Genomic DNA, 14930 nt, shown 5'->3' with positions numbered 1-14930 from the left:
CCTGTGAGAAGTAGGACGTTTCACTTCCAACTCTTGCGGGTGCGGGGCGGAGCGTCAAGCGCGAGGTCGCGAGACGCGGCGCGGCGGCGCGACGCATCACGCCGCGGGTTGCCGAGTTGCGGCGGCGGGCAGTGCCGCGCGGGCGCGCGGACAGCGAGGGTTTTCCACCTTTGGCGCGCGGGAACGGCTCTTTCTCGTCCCACCCTCGACTCACCAGGAGGTCTCCTTGGAGGCACGTACTCTCGTGCGCCCGCGCCGCGCTGCGCTCGCGCTCGTCACCGCATCGCTCGCGCTCACCGCCACGGCCGGCGCCGCCAGCGCCGACGTCGGCCCGAAGCTGCTCGCCCCCGGCAACGGCAAGGTCCTCGCGAGAGGCACGCAGCCGCTCTTCAAGGCGCGCGACGTCGGCAAGGCCTACAACGGCAGAGTCTGGCTGACGATCTCCAGCTCGAAGGCGCGCGACAACCGCGGCAGACTGAAGCAGACGAGATTCGGCACCTTCACGAACATGAAGCGCGGCAAGAACCACAACTACTCGTACAAGCCGCCGGCGTACACGTTCGACACCTGGTTCATGCAGCGTCCGGGCACCTACTACTGGCAGGCGTACCACATCAACTGCGAGGTGCGGAACTGCAACGTCTACTCGAAGATCCGCCGCTTCGTCGTGCGCTGAGCGCGCGCTGACAGGCAGCCTTCAGCGGCCCGGTCGTCCCATGACGACTGGGCCGCTTGCGTTTCCGGGCGCGGTGCGGAAGGATCGAAAGTAGGAAGTCCTACTGCTCACTTTGCCACCGCGCACCCGAGGAGACGTCGCATGGCCACTGCGGAGAACGTGCTGAAGCCCGACTTCAACGCGCAGCGCAAGCACTTCATCTTCACCGAGGAGCACGACCGCCTGCGCGAGTCGATCTCCCGCTTCGTCGCGAAGGAGCTGGCGCCGCATGCCGAGGAGTGGGAGGAGACGACCTTCCCCGACTCGGTGATCGCGCGGATGGGCGAGCTGGGCTTCCTCGGCCTCTCCGTGCCGGAGCAGTACGGCGGCCAGGGCGGCGACTACTACGCCAACCTCGTGCTCGCCGAGGAGATGGCCGGCGCTCACTCCGGCGGCCTCGCGATGGGCGTCGCCGTCCACACCGACATGGCGACGCCGCCGATCCTCGCGTTCGGCACCGAGGAGCAGAAGCAGCAGTACCTCGCGCCGGCGATGCGCGGCGAGAAGATCGCCTCGATCGGCATAACGGAGCCCGACGCCGGCTCCGACGTCGCCGGCATCAAGACGCGCGCCGTGCGCGACGGCGACGAGTGGGTCATCAACGGCTCCAAGACCTACATCACCAACGGCATCCGCGCCGACTTCATCGTGCTGATGACGAAGACCGGCGACAGAGAGGCCGGCTACGACGGCTACACGGTCTTCATCGTCGACATGAACCTGCCGGGCGTGATCCGCGAGAAGAGCCTCAGAAAGCTCGGCATGCACGCCTCCGACACCGCGCTGCTCGCCTTCCAGGACGTGCGCGTGCCCGACAGCGCCGTGCTCGGCGAGGTCGGCAAGGGCTTCTACCACATCATGTGGGAGCTCCAGGGCGAGCGGCTGATCGGCGCCGCCGGCTGCGTCGCGGGCGCCCAGCTCGCCTTCGACCGCACGCTCCAGTACGCGCTCGAGCGGACCGCCTTCGGCCGCCAGATCGGCAAGTTCCAGGTGACGCGCCACAAGTTCGCCGAGATGGCGACGAAGATCGAGTCGGCGCGGCAGATGGTCTACACGACCGCCTGGCGCTTCAACAACGGCGAGTACCCGGTGCGCGAGATCTCGATGGCGAAGCTGCACGCCGCGCGCGTCGCGGTCGAGGTCGCCGACGAGTGCATCCAGATCCACGGCGGCGCCGGCTACATGCAGGAGTACGGGATCGAGCGCGTCTGGCGCGACATGCGCCTCAACCGCATCGGCGCCGGCACCGACGAGATCATGCTCGACGTGATCGGCCGCTCCTACGGGCTCTAGGGGGTTCCGCTGATGAGCGATCAGATCGTCTCCACCGACGGCTACTCGGTCGGCAGCCTCGACGCGCTCGGCGAGGGCTGGGGCTTCCGCAAGATCCGCTCGCCGCTCGGCGTCACCGCCTTCGGCATCAACGCGATCGTGCTGCCGCCGGGCTACGACACCAACAACCACTACCACGAGCACCAGGAGGAGACGTACTTCGTCCACAGCGGGCGGATCGCGATCAGCTTCGGCGACGGCACGACCCACGAGCTGGGGCCGGGCGGCCTCGCGCGGGTCGCGCCGCACACGGTGCGGCGGCTGAGAAACGTCGGCGAGGGCGACGCGGTCTACGTCTGCGTCGGCGGCAAGGACGGCTACGTCGCGCGCGACGGCGTCAAGGTCGAGGACGACGGCAGCGAGACGCGGCGGTGAGGGGCTCCGCCTCAGGCATCTCCACGACGGCGCGGGGCGGGGCCGGCGCCGGCGGGAGATGCCGGTGACGGGCTGGCTCGCCGCGACGGCGGCGGGCGCTCGTCCGCTGCCGCCGCTGGAGGCGCGTCACGTCGCGCTGCGGGCGGAGATCCGCGCGTGGGTCGAGGCTGAGCTGGCGCCGCACGCGGCAGCCTGGGAGGAGGAGCGCTCGTTCCCCGACAGCGCGCTGCGCGCCTGCTGCGAGCGCGGCTACGTCGGGCTGAAGTTCCCGGCGTCGCTCGGCGGCGGCGAGGACCCCGTCGGCGCCGCGGTCTTCGCCGAGGAGCTGGCGCGCAGCGGCTCCGGCGGCCTCGGCGCCGGCATCGGCGCGCACGCCGGGATCGCGCTGCCGCCGGTCTGGAAGTTCGGCACGCCCGACCAGCACGAGCGCTTCCTCGTCCCCGGCATCCGCGGCGACAAGATCGCCGCGCTCGGCATCACCGAGCCCGGCGCCGGCTCCGACGTCGCCGCGCTGCGGACGCGCGCGGAGGAGGTCGACGGCGGCTTCCTCGTCAACGGCTCCAAGCTCTTCATCACCAACGGGATGCGCGCCGACTTCATCGTGACGGCGGTCAAGACGACCGCCGAGGGCGGCCACGGCGGCATCTCCTTCCTCGTGATCGAGCGCGGCGAGGGCGTCACCTCGGCGCCGATCGAGAAGCTCGGCTGGCACGCCTCCGACACCGCCGAGATCGGCTTCGACGACGTCTTCGTGCCGCGCGAGAACCTGCTCGGCGAGCTGCACGGCGGCTTCAAGCTGATCATGGTCAACTTCGCCTGGGAGCGGCTGATGATGTCGCTCGGCGCGCTCGGCGCCGTCGAGCTGGTGCTGGAGCGGACCGCGGAGCTCCTGCGCACGCGCCCGCGCCGCCCCTCGCAGCGCGCCCGCCACCAGCTCGCCGAGGTCGCGACCGTGCTGGAGGTAGGCCGCGCGCTGACCTACCACGCGCTGCGCCTTCACCTCGCCGGCGCCGACTGCGTCAGAGAGGTCACGATGGCGAAGCTGGCGACCCAGCGAGCCGCCTACGACGCCGCCGACCGCTGCCTCCAGCTCCACTACGACGCGGGCGTCGAGGCCGAGCCGCTGATCGAGTGCGCCGTCCGCGACCTCCGCCTCGGCCCGATCGGCGGCGGCACCGACGAGGTGATGAAGGAGATCCTCGGCAAGACGCTGGGGCTGTGAGCGGTCGTCTACAGTGCGGCCAGCAGCGTGCCGAAGTACGCGACGCAGAGCGTCTCGACACGCGCGCTCGGCATCGTCAACCGCGCCCCTCGCACCGCCATCTCGACGCCGGCGGCACCGCGGCGGCCGAAGAGCATCTCGAGTCGGCCGATCCCGGACTGGACCGATGCTCCCGCCACCGGGTGTGTGCCGAGCGTGTGCAAGGTCGCGGCAACCTCGGCCGGCTTGGTCCCAAGCACCAGCCGCAACACATCCACGGCGTCCTTGTCCCGCAGCCGGTCGTTGCGCTCGTTCGACGCGCGGTCCGCGAGCTTGTGCACCTTCGCGACGAGCAGTGCCGCAGGACCGGCGACCGCGACCGTGCGAACGCGCGCGTCCGCGGGATCGAGTGCCTCGACCCGCATCGGCGTGTGATCGAACAGCGCCGCCTCGAGCCCGGGAATGCGGCGGGCGGCACGTCTGCCGTGGACACCAAGGCGAGCGCCGCGGCGACCGCCTGCCGGCGCCGCGTCGTCAGGGACGATGAGATCAACCGGTATGTCGACCCGCTCGCCCTCGACGCGGCTCGATCGCAGCCAAATGCCCGGCTCGACATGGCCATCGACCTCGCGCAGCCGGAAGCCCGCTCCTCTCATAGCGGCCTCCAGCGCGGGGGCATCGCCGAGCAGCGCGGGAGCCAGCACGAGATCGCCATCGGAGGTGAAGGGCGCGATCCCGCGCAGCCCGCTGCCCGTGTGCAGGTAGATCGCCTGCGCCCCGACGACCACGATCGCGGGGAGATGTGACGCAAGCCCGTCGAGCGCGTCCAGCAGCGCCCGTCGCGCCTCGACGTAAAGCGGATCGAGCGAGCTCGCGCTCATGTCGTCGCGTCGCCCGCCTGTCCAGAGGCGATCCAGGACAGGATTGCCTCCCCTTCCGAGGGCATTCGTCCGGTGCCCGTCAGGCAGTCGACCGCGACCTGGGCAGGCGCGACGAAACGCAGCCCGTCCCGCCGCTCGGTGTTCCTCCACACGACATCGTCGAACGGCGTCAGCAACGCGACGTCGGCGCCTTCGTCGACAGCCAGCAGGTCCAGACGCCCCGCCACCTCGGCGCCATCGTCGCAGTAGACGAGCAGCAGCGCGGGAGCGGAGACGCGCACCAGTCGGATTGCAGCAAACGACCCCGTGATCGCGGCCTCGTCGCCCACGCGTTCCGCGAGCAGTTCTTGCGTCTCCGCCAGCCCGCGCGGCGCGACGAACCGCTGTGCGCGATTGGCTCTCAGCACGTCGTAATTCTCGGCCCAGCGCCGCAGCAGTCCGGGCACGTCGACGGCAACGACCGCCCCCCGCGGAGACCGCGTCACCAGCGCTTCGCGATCGAGCGTGTCGAGCATCCGCGAGACGTATCCGGGCGCGAGGTCGGCGTGCGCCGCCAGCTCGCGCACGCCGAGCGGCGCGGGGACCTCCACCAACGTGCGGAACAGCCGTCCCGACTTCGGTCCGCGTACGCGCGCGGAGCCGCGGCTCGCGGGCCGCGGGTCTCTGCCGGCACCGACCGAGGAGAGGAAGAGCGGTGGGGAGTCGAGCTGGACGCGCGCGTTGCCGGTGAGATCGACGTAACTGATCTGCTCGACGTCGAGCAGCTGCTGCGTGCGGGGGCTGATCCAGGGGGCGATGACGAGCGCGGGGACGTGTCTCGCGAAGTCGCGGATCGAACGACCGAGTGTGGTCAGCATCAACGGCACGTCGCGCGGCGCGAGCGCGGCCCGGACGTCGATCGCGAACGAGGCGAAGACGCCATTGGGTGCGGTGAGGACGACGCTGCGGACGGGCGATCCTTCGACCGCAACGCGCCAGCTGTCGGGCAGCATCTCTCGCAACCGCTCGACTGCGGCCTCAAGCAGCAGCGTTTCCTCAGATTCTGCGTTCGCCATCAAAGCAAACAGATTATTTCAGGAAACGTTACCCAGATCAAAGCGTTTGTCCTCGCAGCAAACAGGCGCTTCGAGACAACGTTTACCAGGCCGGCGAACTGGCGCGGCAGACGTTGCCGCGAACATAGAGTCCGCCGCCGCAGCAGCTTGCACCACCCACATGTGACACCAAGGAGATGTGCATGGGAGTTCTCGACGGCAAGGTCGCGATCGTCACCGGCAGCGCGCGCGGGATCGGGCGCGCGACCGCGGAGCTGCTCTCCGAGCAGGGCGCGAAGGTGCTGATCAACGACCTCGACGGTGACGTCGCGCAGCAGACGGCCTCGGAGATCGCGGGCGAGACGACCGTCTTCGCCGGGGACCTGACGAAGGGCGACGCGCCCGACAGACTGGTCCAGACGGCGATCGACGCCTGGGGCAGACTCGACATCATCGTCAACAACGCCGGCTACACGCTCGACGGGCCGGTCCACAAGCTGACCGACGACTGGTGGCAGCGGATGATCGACATCCACGTCACGGTCCCGTTCAGAGTCGTGCGCGCCGCCGCGCCGCACCTGCGCGAGCCGGCCAAGGCCGAGCGCGAGCAGGGCGTCGAGTACTTCCGCAAGATCGTCAACGTCTCCTCCACCTCGGGCACGTTCGGCAACGCCGGCCAGGCCAACTACTCGGCCGCGAAGTCGGCCGTCGTCGGCCTCACGAAGACGCTGGCGAAGGAGTGGGGCCAGTTCAAGATCAACTGCAACGCGGTCGCGTTCGGCTTCATCGACACGCGCCTGACGGCCTCCAAGGACGACGCCAACAAGATGACGATCGACGGCGAGGAGGTGCAGCTCGGCATCCCCGACCAGCTGCGCGGCATGTCGCAGATGCTGATCCCGCTCGGCCGCCCGGCGAAGCCGGAGGAGGCTGCCGGCGGCATCTTCTTCCTCTGCTCGCCGTGGTCCAACTACGTCCACGGGCAGACGCTGCACGTGACCGGCGGCCTCTTCGGCGGGATGACCGGCTGAAGGCAGGCGGTCTGGGAGCCTTGCAGACAGTTGTTAGGGTAACCTAATAACTGTCTGCTCCCCTCGGCGGCCCGCGTGGCCGCCCCTGCTCTCCCGAGGCCGTCCGATGCTCCACCCCGCGTTTCGCGCCGCCCGGCGCGCCGCTCTTCCCTGCGCGCTGCTGCTGCTCTCGCCGCTGGCGAGCACGTCGCCTGCCGACGGCCGCCCCCGCGTCACCGAGCGGGCCGACGTCGTGCGGCTCGGCGCCGGCGACGACCGCCTCCGCGCGCGCGGAGGCGACGACCGCGTCTGGGGCGGCGCCGGCGACGACCGGCTCTGGGGCGGACCGGGGAACGACCAGCTCTGGGGCGGCGCCGGGAACGACCGGCTTGTCGGCGGCGGCGGGCGCGATCGTCTCCGCGGCGGCGCCGGAAACGACGTGCTCGATGCCCGGGATGGGCGCCGCGACCTCGTCGTCGACGGCGGCCGCGGCCGCGACCTCTGCCTGGTCGACGCCGCCGATCGAGCGGTCGTGCGCAACTGCGAGACGATCCGCGTCAGCGGCAGGGGGCCGAGCACGCCCGCGCCGCCGGCCGCGCAGCAGCCGTCCGCGCCGCCGGCCGGCCCTGCCCCGCCGGATGCCGGACCGGCCGATCCGCCCGGCGACGGCCTTCCCGGCACGCCCGGCGAACCTGAGCCCGAGCCCGCCGACGACGGGCTTCCCGCGCCGCTGCCTGACGTGCCGCGCGCCGCTGCCGCGGCCGACTGGACGCCGGCCGCGCAGGACTCCTGCCCGAGAGCCGTCCACGACCGCTTCGCCGTGATCGGCGCCGACGGCAAGCGCTACCCGACCTGGCACCCGCCGACCGTGATCGACCCGGCGACCGGTCTGCGCTGCTCCTTCGGCCACGAGCACGGCCGCGACCCGCGCGGCTCGGAGCTGTTCGACTGGGTCTCCGGCCACCTCGCCGCCGAGGGGCGACGTGCCTACGCCGGCCTGCCGTTCGGCGTCGTCAACGAGTCGCTGGAGGCGTACGCAACCGCCAACCCCGGCGTCGCCACGCGCCGCGAGGACCACGTCGGCAACAAGATCGACTACCAGAACAACGTCCGGCTCGACGACGTCGGCGGGACGCCGATCAAGGACGCCGACGGCAGGTCGGTGACCTGCGACGTCCTCTTCAAGCTCCACCAGGGCAGCCACTCCGCCGACGCGATCGGCAACAACGTCCACGAGCTGATCTACGCCGTCCGCTGCACCGACGGCACCGAGCTGATCACGCAGACGCTCGCCCGCTTCGGCAACCCCAACGAGTATCAGCGCGCCTGCGGCAGCGCCGCCACCCGTCCGCTGCTCTCCGCCGGCACCGCCCACCCCTACCCGGGAGGCGCAGGCGGCCGCTCGATCCCCGACCGCCAGTGCGTCGTCGACGACCTGCTCGTGAGAGCCGGCCGCAGCTCGACCTTCGGCGCCGTCTACGAGACATGGCGGTCGCAGAACGAGCTGCGCGACAGCGGCGGCCGCCGCATCGCCGCCTTCGACGCCGACTTCGCGATCTGGAACCCGAGCCGCTACGCCTACCCCGGCGAGGGCGGCCGCATCGGCCGCACCGTCGACGCCTGCTGGGAGGTCGAGGAGAACGGCGACCGCTTCCAGGGCTACCCGTGCGACGACGCGACGCTGCTCGGCCAGCTCGCCCCCTTCCCGTGGGACGACCTGCGCTCGCCCTACAAGGGCGACTGGCGCGAGTTCTTCGTGCGCGACAGCACCGTCGAGAACGCAGACGGACCGACGCGCTGGTTCACCGACCCGTACGGCGGCAACGGCTCGGCGACCGCCTTTCCCGGCGCGCTCTGCCAGCTCGTCAGCAGAACCGACAACAGCGACCGTCCCGAGCTGAAGCAGAAGGTCTTCGGCCGAGACCGCCGCGGGCTGCCCGCCGATCAGCGCGTGCACGCCCCCAACTAGAACCAGGAGAAGCCAGTGCATCGCATCTCGGGCCGCCGTCTCGGCGCCCTCGTCCTCGCCTGCGCGGCCACGGCGCTCGCTGCACCGGCCGGCGCGCTCGCGGAGAGCTCCAGCGCTCCCGCGAGCAGCGGCGGATCGGGCAGCGGCAGCGCCGCCGCCGGCCTGATCGACGCCGGCACCAACCACACCTGCGCGATCGTGCGCGGCGGCGCGCTGCGCTGCTGGGGCGCCAACGCGACCGCCGCCGGCCCGACCGGCGCGCTCGGGCTCGGCCCCGGCGGCGCCTCCGCGCTCGGCGACGACGAGCTGCCGTCGTCGGTTCCCGCCGTCGACGTCGGCGGCCCCGTCGCGTCGGTCTCGGCCGGCGGCACGACGACCTGCGCGCTGCTGGAGAACGGCGACGTCAACTGCTTCGGCAACAACCAGTGGGGGCTGACCGGGCGCGGCAGCGCGGCGGCGACGTTCGGCGTCGAGCAGACGCCCGCCGCAGCCGGGCCCGCGCTGCTCGGCGGTCCCGCGCGCGCGATCTCGAGCGGGACCCAGGTGACGTGCGCGATCATGGCCGCCGACGGCGCGGTCCGCTGCTTCGGCGCCGGCACGCAGGGCGCCACCGGCCAGGGCGGCACCGCTCACGTCGGCGACGACGAGGCGCCGGCCGACGTGCCGCCGGTCCCGCTGCCGCGGCCCGCAGTCGCCGTCTCGGCCGGCATCACGCACGCCTGCGCGCTGCTCGACGACGGCGAGGTGCGGTGCTGGGGCGCCAACGACTCCGGCCAGCTCGGCATCGGCCGCAACAGCGGCGACGACGTCCGCATCGGCGACCAGGCCGGTGAGGTGCCGCTGCCGGTCGACCTCGGCGGCGCCAGAGCGACCGCCGTCTCCGCCAGCAACTTCTTCACCTGCGCGCTGATCGAGAACGGCGACGTGCGCTGCTGGGGCTCCAACGCCTACGGGCAGCTCGGGCTCGGCGACAAGGTCACGCGCGGCGCGAGAGAGGCGCCGGGCTCGCTGCCGGCGGTCGCGCTCGGGGGCAGAGCGGTCGCGGTCAACAGCGGCCGCTACCACGTCTGCGCGCTGCTGGAGAACGGCGAAATGCGCTGCTGGGGCCGCAACAACGACGGTCAGCTGGGTCTCGGCACGGTCGCCAACCTCGGCGACGACGAGCTGCCCTCCAGCGCGCCCGCGGTCGCGCTCGGCGCCGGCCGCACCGCCGTCGCCGTGACGCCCGGCTCCGGTCACACCTGCGCCGTGCTCGACGACGGCGGCGTGCGCTGCTGGGGCACCGGCGACGACGGCCGTCTCGGCACCGCCGACACGATCAAGGTCGGCGACGACGAGCCGGCCTCCGAGGGGCCGCTCGCCGGGCTCGGCGACGTCGTCACGTGGGCGCGCGCGAACCTCGCGCTGACGGTCACGAGCGACCGCGCGCAGCTGACCGCCGGCGAGCAGGCGACCGCGACCGTCACGATCGTCAACCACGGCCCCGATCGCGCCGGCCCGGCGCGCGTCACGCTGGCCGCGATCGGCGGGCTCGCGCTCGCCGACGACGGTCCCGGCGGCTGGGAGATCGCGCCGCTCGCTCCCGGCGAGCAGGTCGAGCGCCGGCTCCCGGTGCGCGCCGGGGCGCCTGGCGCGGGGCGGCTTGAGGCGACGCTCGAGAGCCTCCCGACCGCCTGGCACCGAGACGGCGACGCGAGCGACGACAGCGCGGTCGCGGCGATCGCGATCGTTGCCGTGGAGCCGCCGGTCGACCCGCCGCTCGATCCGCCCGTCGTCACCCCGCCGGCGGTCGACCCGCCGGCGCTCGACCAGCCGGCGCCGCTTCCGCCCGTCGCCGCCCCGGCGCCGAGCGGGAGACCGGACGTGCGGCAGACGACGGTCGCGGCGGTCGCCAGGGCGCGGCTCGGTCGCGATGGCACGGCGATCGTCGCGCGCGTGCGCTGCGCCGCCGGAGCCGGCACCTGCGCGGTCGCCGCCGCGCGCACGGTCGCGGTCCGGATCGGCGATCGCCGCCATCTGCTGCAGGTGCGCGTCGGCAGCCGCTCGAAGGCCGGCGTCGTGCCGGTGCGAGTCCGCGCGACCGGCACCGCCGCCCGCGCGCTGCGACGGCTCGGCGACGGCAGGTCGGTGCGCGTCAGGCTGCGGATCGTCGTCCGCGTCGACAGACAGCGGCTCGTGCGGACCGTCACGGCGAAGCTGCGCGCGGCGAGCTGAGCGCGCGATCGGCGGACGCCGACCGCGGCGGGAGATCGGCTGCTGCCGTCTCCCGCTCAGGCGGGCAGGGCGTCGAGCAGCCGCTCGAGGTCCTGCTCGCTGCTCCAGCCGCCGAACGACGCCCGCAGGACGTCCTCGTCGGGCAGGTGGCGGACGACGACGCCCGCCTCCAGCAGCTTCTCCGTCTGCTCCGGCGCGCCCGCCTCGCGCCAGGTGACGAGCGTCGTGCGATCGCGCGCGAGCACCTCGCGGCCGCGCTCGCGCAGCTGCGCGACCGCCAGCTCGGCGAGGTCGTGGGCGCGCGCGTGGATCGCGTCCCAGCCGCTTGCGGCGAACAGGTCGAGCATCGCGACGGCGTGGACGATGCCGGTCGAGGAGAGCGACGGCGTGTCGAACGCCTGCGCGTCCTCGCGCGGGACGGCGTCGAGGCCGGCGCCCGCGTCGGCGAGGTTGAGGTAGCCGGGGCTCGGGACCGCCAGCCGCTCGCGCACGCGCGGGTGGATCCACAGCATCCCGGTGCCGGTCGGGCCGCAGAGCCACTTCTGGCCGGCGCCGGCGTAGAAGTCGGCGCCGAGCGCGTGCACGTCGGTCGGCACCGCGCCGACGCCCTGGGCGCCGTCGAGCAGCAGCAGCGGCTCGGCCGCCGCCAGCGCCGCGATCGGCGCGTAGGCGCCGGAGCGCCAGCTGACGTGGGAGGCGACGACGAGCTTCGTCGCGGGCGCGATCGCCTCCGCGAGCGAGGCGAACGGCGCCGTGCGGACGCTGACGCCGCGGGCGCGCTGGGCGACGAGCGGCCCGTAGACGCCCGGGTGCTCCTCGTCGCTGGTGAGGATCTCGTCGCCGGCGCCGAGGTTGAGCGCCAGCAGGATGCGGCTGACGCCGTCGGTCGTCGAGGTCGTCAGCGCGACCTCCTCCGGCGTCGCGTGGAGGTAGGCGGCATAGCCGGCGCGGAGCCGGTCGGCCTGCTCCTGGTAGGCGAGGAAGAACGGCATCCCGCCGCGGCCCTCCTCCGTCTCGCGCTGCTGCTGCGCTGCCACCGCGTCGGCGGCGGCGGTCGCGATCGGCCCGTTCGTGCCGGCGTTCAGGTAGGCGAGACGCTGCACGACGGGGAACTGGGCTCGCAGCTCCGCGAGCGTGTCGTTCCCCGTCGTCACCGGGGGATCAACCCTTCTCGAGCGCCTTGGCGCGCTTGTCCTGCTGCTTTCTCCACCGCTCGTGCGACTCGCGGATGACCTCGATCGCGGCGTCCTTCGGGAACCAGCCGTCGACCTTGACGACCTTGCCCTCGGGCGTCTTGTAGATCGAGAAGAAGTGCGAGATCTCGTCGCGCAGCGGCAGCGAGAGGTCGTCCAGCTCGTTCATCCAGTTCCAGTTTGGATCGTCGAGCGGAACGCACAGCACCTTGTCGTCGATGCCCTTGTCGTCGCGCATCTTGAACAGCGCGATCGGCTTGACGGGAATGACGCAACCCGGGAAGGTCGGCTCCGAGACGCACACCATCGCGTCGAGCGGATCGCCGTCCTCGCCGAGCGTCTCCGGCACGAAGCCGTAGTCGGTCGGGTAGACCACGGAGGAGAAGAGGAAGCGGTCGAACTTGATCGCGCCCAGCTCTTCGTCCCACTCGTACTTGTTTCGGCTGCCTTTCGGAATCTCGACAAGGCAGTGGAGCAGGTTCTCGTTCATTCACCCCAACGATACGGGGCGAGGGCGCAGAACGCGCTCTCGTGCGCTACGCGCGGACGCGTACGATGTGCGCCGATGGCCCACGACAACGGACATTCGCACGGCCACGGCCATGCGCACGGAAGCGGCGTCACGGACGCCCGCGCGCTCAAGACGGCGCTCACCCTGATCCTCGCGTTCATGTGCGTCGAGGTGACCGTCGGCGTGATCGCGTCGTCGCTCGCGCTGCTGTCGGACGCAGCCCACATGCTGACCGACGCGGCCGCGCTCGCGCTCTCGCTGCTGGCGCTGCGGATCGCCAGACGGCCGGCGAGAGGATCGATGACGTATGGCTTCGGCCGCGTCGAGATCCTCAGCGCGCAGGCCAACGGCGTCACGCTGCTGCTGCTCGGCTCCTGGATCACCTTCGAGGCGATCCGGCGGCTGGTCGACCCGCCCGAGGTCGAGGGCGGGCTGGTGCTCGCCGTCGCCGTGCTCGGCATCTTCGTCAACCTCGCCGCGACCTGGGTGCTGGCGCGCGCCAACCGCGAGAGCCTCAACGTCGAGGGCTCCTTCCAGCACATCCTGACCGACCTCTACGCCTTCATCGCGACCGCGATCGCCGGCGCGGTCATCCTGCTGACCGGCTTCGAGCGGGCCGACCCGATCGCCTCGCTGCTCGTCGCCGGCTCCATGTTCATCGCCGGCTACGGGCTCGTGAAGGCGAGCGCGCGCGTCTTCCTCGAAGCGGCGCCGGAGGGCTTCGACCCCGAGCAGATCGGGATGACGCTGGCCAGGCACGAGGGCGTCGTCGAGGTCCACGACCTGCACGTCTGGGAGGTCACCTCGGGCTTCCCGGCGCTGTCGGCCCACGTCGTCGCCAAGAAGGGCCTCGACCTGCACGAGCTGCGGCTCGCGCTCGCCGCGGAGCTGGACGAGCAGTTCGGCCTCCACCACACGACGCTCCAGCTCGACCACGAGCAGGGGCCGCTGCAGATCGCCCCGCTCGGCGCCGGTCAGCCGGCCGAGGGCGTCTCGGCGACCGCGCCCGACTCGCCCAGCGACAGCCGCGCGCCCGAGAAGTAGTCGCCGGCCGGCGAGGCGAGGTAGGCGACCAGCGTCGCCAGCTCGCCGTCGCCGGTGCGCGCGCCGGGGGTGATCGCGACCGTCGTGACGCCGTGGCGCGCCCACTCGATCGAGAGCGTGCGGGCGACGTTCTCGGCGGCGGCGCGGAGGCCCTCGGCGGCGGGATCCTCGGCGCTCGGCGGCGGCGCGACCAGCAGCACGCGGCCCGGCCTGCCCGGCTCGATCCAGGCGGCGACGGCGACGGCGCGGATCGTCACCCAGGCGCCGTCGAGCGCCCGCCGCAACCCCTCGTGGCCGCCGCTGCCGAAGGCCGGCCGCAGGTCGAGCACGAGCGTGTGCAGCTCGCCGTGGGCGACCAGCGCGGCGCGCGCGTGCGCGTCGGCCTCGTCCTCGGCACAGCTGTCGGGCAGCGTCTCGGGGATCGCGCCGAGCGCGGCCAGCGGCGGCGCGAACGGGCCGGCGCCGAGCGCGATCACGTAGCCGTCGAGCAGGCCGGGACGAAGCAGCTCCATCCCGCGCGAGAGTAGTGCGTCGGCGGGTAGGCTCGCGCCAGATGGCCGTGATGACCGAGTGCAAGCCGCTGACGCACGCGCTGCCGGGCGGGCGCGAAGGCGCGAGCGTGCGGCTGACGCCGCTGCTGACCGGCGAGCTGCTCGCGCCGCCGGAGTGGGTCAGACGCCGCCGCGGCGGGTTGCTCGGCCTGCTCGGCGCGACGCTCGGCGGCCGCGGCGACTGGATCTGGCTGCCGGTCCCCGCCTTCCTCGTCGAGCATCCGAGCGCCGGGCCGCTGCTGGTCGACACCGGCCTCCACCCCGCGCTCGTCGACGGGCCGGCGCCGAACATGGGCCGCAACGCGAAGCTGCTCTACCGCCCCAGAGTGACACGCGAGCAGGCGGTCACGGAGCAGCTCGAGCGGCGCGGGATCGCGCCTGCCGACGTCCGCACGGTCGTGATGACGCACCTCCACGTCGACCACGCCAGCGGGGTCGAGCAGCTGCCGGCGGCGACCTTCGTCGTCGACGCGCGCGAGTGGAGCGCCGCCTGCGAGGGCGGCTGGCGCGAGGGCTACCACTCGCGCCAGTTCGATCACGCCTTCGACTGGCGCACGATCGACTACGAGGCCGCCTCGGTCGACTCGTTCGCCAGCTTCGGCGCGAGCTTCGACCTGTTCGGCGACGGGTCGGTGCGGCTGCTGTCGACGCCCGGCCACACGCGCGGCCACCAGTCGGTGCTGCTGCGGCTGCGCGAGCGCGAGGCGCTGCTGGCCGGCGACGCGCTCTACACGCGCGGCACGCTCGACGGCGATCTGCCGCTGGCGTGGGAGGACGAGCACCGCTTCCGCCGTTCGCTGCGCGAGATCGAGCGCTTCCTCGAGCAGACGCCCGGCGCGCTCGTGATCCCGGGCCACGACGGGCCGGCGTGGCAGGCGCTCGACCCCGTCTACGAGTGAG

Annotated in this window: 14 protein-coding genes; 9 read left to right on the top strand and 5 right to left on the bottom strand. The window is 72.7% G+C overall.

All coding sequences use genetic code 11. From position 1 onward, the window contains the following. Window positions 1-226: 226 nt before the first annotated feature. From Q7L73_RS15765 to Q7L73_RS15750, 4 genes are all read left to right on the top strand, one after another. Window positions 227-676 (top strand): hypothetical protein, encoded by a 450-nt coding sequence (locus Q7L73_RS15765; protein WP_304690694.1) that lies wholly within the window; start codon window positions 227-229, stop codon window positions 674-676. A gap of 141 nt (window positions 677-817) precedes the next feature. After that, on the top strand, window positions 818-2008 hold the full coding sequence (locus tag Q7L73_RS15760; RefSeq protein ID WP_304690693.1) for an acyl-CoA dehydrogenase family protein: 1191 nt from the start codon (window positions 818-820) through the stop codon (window positions 2006-2008). 12 nt (window positions 2009-2020) lie between these two features. Continuing rightward, window positions 2021-2422, top strand: a complete 402-nt coding sequence (locus tag Q7L73_RS15755; RefSeq protein ID WP_304690692.1) for a cupin domain-containing protein — start codon at window positions 2021-2023, stop codon at window positions 2420-2422. A gap of 58 nt (window positions 2423-2480) precedes the next feature. Next, entirely contained in the window at window positions 2481-3644 is a 1164-nt protein-coding gene (locus Q7L73_RS15750) for an acyl-CoA dehydrogenase family protein (RefSeq protein ID WP_304690691.1), read from the top strand. An 8-nt stretch (window positions 3645-3652) separates the two neighbouring features. On the opposite strand, the gene Q7L73_RS15745 is transcribed toward Q7L73_RS15750, so the two are convergent. Together Q7L73_RS15745 and Q7L73_RS15740 are read right to left on the bottom strand one after the other, a co-directional pair. Further along, complete coding sequence (locus Q7L73_RS15745; RefSeq protein WP_304690690.1) at window positions 3653-4504, bottom strand: hypothetical protein; 852 nt, start codon at window positions 4502-4504, stop codon at window positions 3653-3655. Next, on the bottom strand, window positions 4501-5559 hold the full coding sequence (locus Q7L73_RS15740; protein WP_304690689.1) for a type IV toxin-antitoxin system AbiEi family antitoxin: 1059 nt from the start codon (window positions 5557-5559) through the stop codon (window positions 4501-4503). Before Q7L73_RS15740 ends, Q7L73_RS15745 begins: the two co-directional genes overlap by 4 nt. 182 nt (window positions 5560-5741) lie before the next feature. Between Q7L73_RS15740 and Q7L73_RS15735 the strand changes: the two genes are divergently transcribed. The 3 genes from Q7L73_RS15735 to Q7L73_RS15725 all read left to right on the top strand — a co-directional run bounded on the left by Q7L73_RS15735 (window position 5742) and on the right by Q7L73_RS15725 (window position 10731). Continuing rightward, window positions 5742-6569, top strand: coding sequence for an SDR family NAD(P)-dependent oxidoreductase (locus tag Q7L73_RS15735; protein WP_304690688.1), 828 nt, complete (start codon window positions 5742-5744; stop codon window positions 6567-6569). A 106-nt stretch (window positions 6570-6675) separates the two neighbouring features. Next, a complete protein-coding gene (locus Q7L73_RS15730) occupies window positions 6676-8517 on the top strand; it encodes a calcium-binding protein (protein ID WP_304690687.1) in 1842 nt (613 codons plus the stop codon). A 15-nt stretch (window positions 8518-8532) separates the two neighbouring features. Further along, window positions 8533-10731 (top strand): hypothetical protein, encoded by a 2199-nt coding sequence (locus Q7L73_RS15725; protein WP_304690686.1) that lies wholly within the window; start codon window positions 8533-8535, stop codon window positions 10729-10731. A 56-nt stretch (window positions 10732-10787) separates the two neighbouring features. Here the strand turns inward: Q7L73_RS15725 and Q7L73_RS15720 are convergent, their stop codons facing one another. Together Q7L73_RS15720 and Q7L73_RS15715 are read right to left on the bottom strand one after the other, a co-directional pair. After that, window positions 10788-11885 carry an aminotransferase class V-fold PLP-dependent enzyme gene (locus Q7L73_RS15720; RefSeq protein WP_304690685.1) on the bottom strand — a complete coding sequence of 366 codons (1098 nt, stop codon included), beginning with the start codon at window positions 11883-11885 and terminating at the stop codon, window positions 10788-10790. Between the two features lie 7 nt (window positions 11886-11892). Continuing rightward, window positions 11893-12414, bottom strand: a complete 522-nt coding sequence (locus Q7L73_RS15715; RefSeq protein ID WP_304690684.1) for an inorganic diphosphatase — start codon at window positions 12412-12414, stop codon at window positions 11893-11895. Between the two features lie 75 nt (window positions 12415-12489). On the opposite strand from Q7L73_RS15715, the gene Q7L73_RS15710 reads away from it, so the two are divergent. Further along, window positions 12490-13479, top strand: a complete 990-nt coding sequence (locus Q7L73_RS15710) for a cation diffusion facilitator family transporter (RefSeq protein WP_304690683.1) — start codon at window positions 12490-12492, stop codon at window positions 13477-13479. On the opposite strand, the gene Q7L73_RS15705 is transcribed toward Q7L73_RS15710, so the two are convergent. Then, a complete protein-coding gene (locus tag Q7L73_RS15705; RefSeq protein ID WP_304690682.1) occupies window positions 13410-13991 on the bottom strand; it encodes a hypothetical protein in 582 nt (193 codons plus the stop codon). The two genes, Q7L73_RS15710 and Q7L73_RS15705, sit on opposite strands and share 70 nt — an antisense overlap. Before the next feature lie 41 nt (window positions 13992-14032). Here Q7L73_RS15705 and Q7L73_RS15700 point away from each other — a divergent pair, with 41 nt between their 5' ends. Next, the gene (locus Q7L73_RS15700) at window positions 14033-14929 is read left to right on the top strand and encodes an N-acyl homoserine lactonase family protein (protein ID WP_304690681.1); all 897 of its coding nucleotides are present in this window, start codon (window positions 14033-14035) and stop codon (window positions 14927-14929) included. The last annotated feature ends 1 nt before the right edge of the window (window position 14930 follow it).

The organism is Conexibacter sp. CPCC 205762, assembly GCF_030646155.1.
Taxonomy (GTDB): domain Bacteria; phylum Actinomycetota; class Thermoleophilia; order Solirubrobacterales; family Solirubrobacteraceae; genus Conexibacter.
The sequence above is the reverse complement of the archived record's forward strand: the minus strand, read 5'-3'. Positions and strand labels throughout refer to the sequence as shown.

Excerpts from the sequence above, each read along its gene's own strand:
- Q7L73_RS15705 (WP_304690682.1), bottom strand. The coding sequence starts at position 13,991 with ATGGAGCTGCTTCGTCCCGGCCTGCTCGACGGCTACGTGATCGCGCTC.
- Q7L73_RS15710 (WP_304690683.1), top strand. The coding sequence starts at position 12,490 with ATGGCCCACGACAACGGACATTCGCACGGCCACGGCCATGCGCACGGA.
- Q7L73_RS15735 (WP_304690688.1), top strand. The coding sequence starts at position 5,742 with ATGGGAGTTCTCGACGGCAAGGTCGCGATCGTCACCGGCAGCGCGCGC.
- Q7L73_RS15730 (WP_304690687.1), top strand. The coding sequence starts at position 6,676 with ATGCTCCACCCCGCGTTTCGCGCCGCCCGGCGCGCCGCTCTTCCCTGC.
- Q7L73_RS15715 (WP_304690684.1), bottom strand. The coding sequence starts at position 12,414 with ATGAACGAGAACCTGCTCCACTGCCTTGTCGAGATTCCGAAAGGCAGC.
- Q7L73_RS15700 (WP_304690681.1), top strand. The coding sequence starts at position 14,033 with ATGGCCGTGATGACCGAGTGCAAGCCGCTGACGCACGCGCTGCCGGGC.
- Q7L73_RS15760 (WP_304690693.1), top strand. The coding sequence starts at position 818 with ATGGCCACTGCGGAGAACGTGCTGAAGCCCGACTTCAACGCGCAGCGC.
- Q7L73_RS15745 (WP_304690690.1), bottom strand. The coding sequence starts at position 4,504 with ATGAGCGCGAGCTCGCTCGATCCGCTTTACGTCGAGGCGCGACGGGCG.
- Q7L73_RS15750 (WP_304690691.1), top strand. The coding sequence starts at position 2,481 with ATGCCGGTGACGGGCTGGCTCGCCGCGACGGCGGCGGGCGCTCGTCCG.
- Q7L73_RS15740 (WP_304690689.1), bottom strand. The coding sequence starts at position 5,559 with ATGGCGAACGCAGAATCTGAGGAAACGCTGCTGCTTGAGGCCGCAGTC.
- Q7L73_RS15755 (WP_304690692.1), top strand. The coding sequence starts at position 2,021 with ATGAGCGATCAGATCGTCTCCACCGACGGCTACTCGGTCGGCAGCCTC.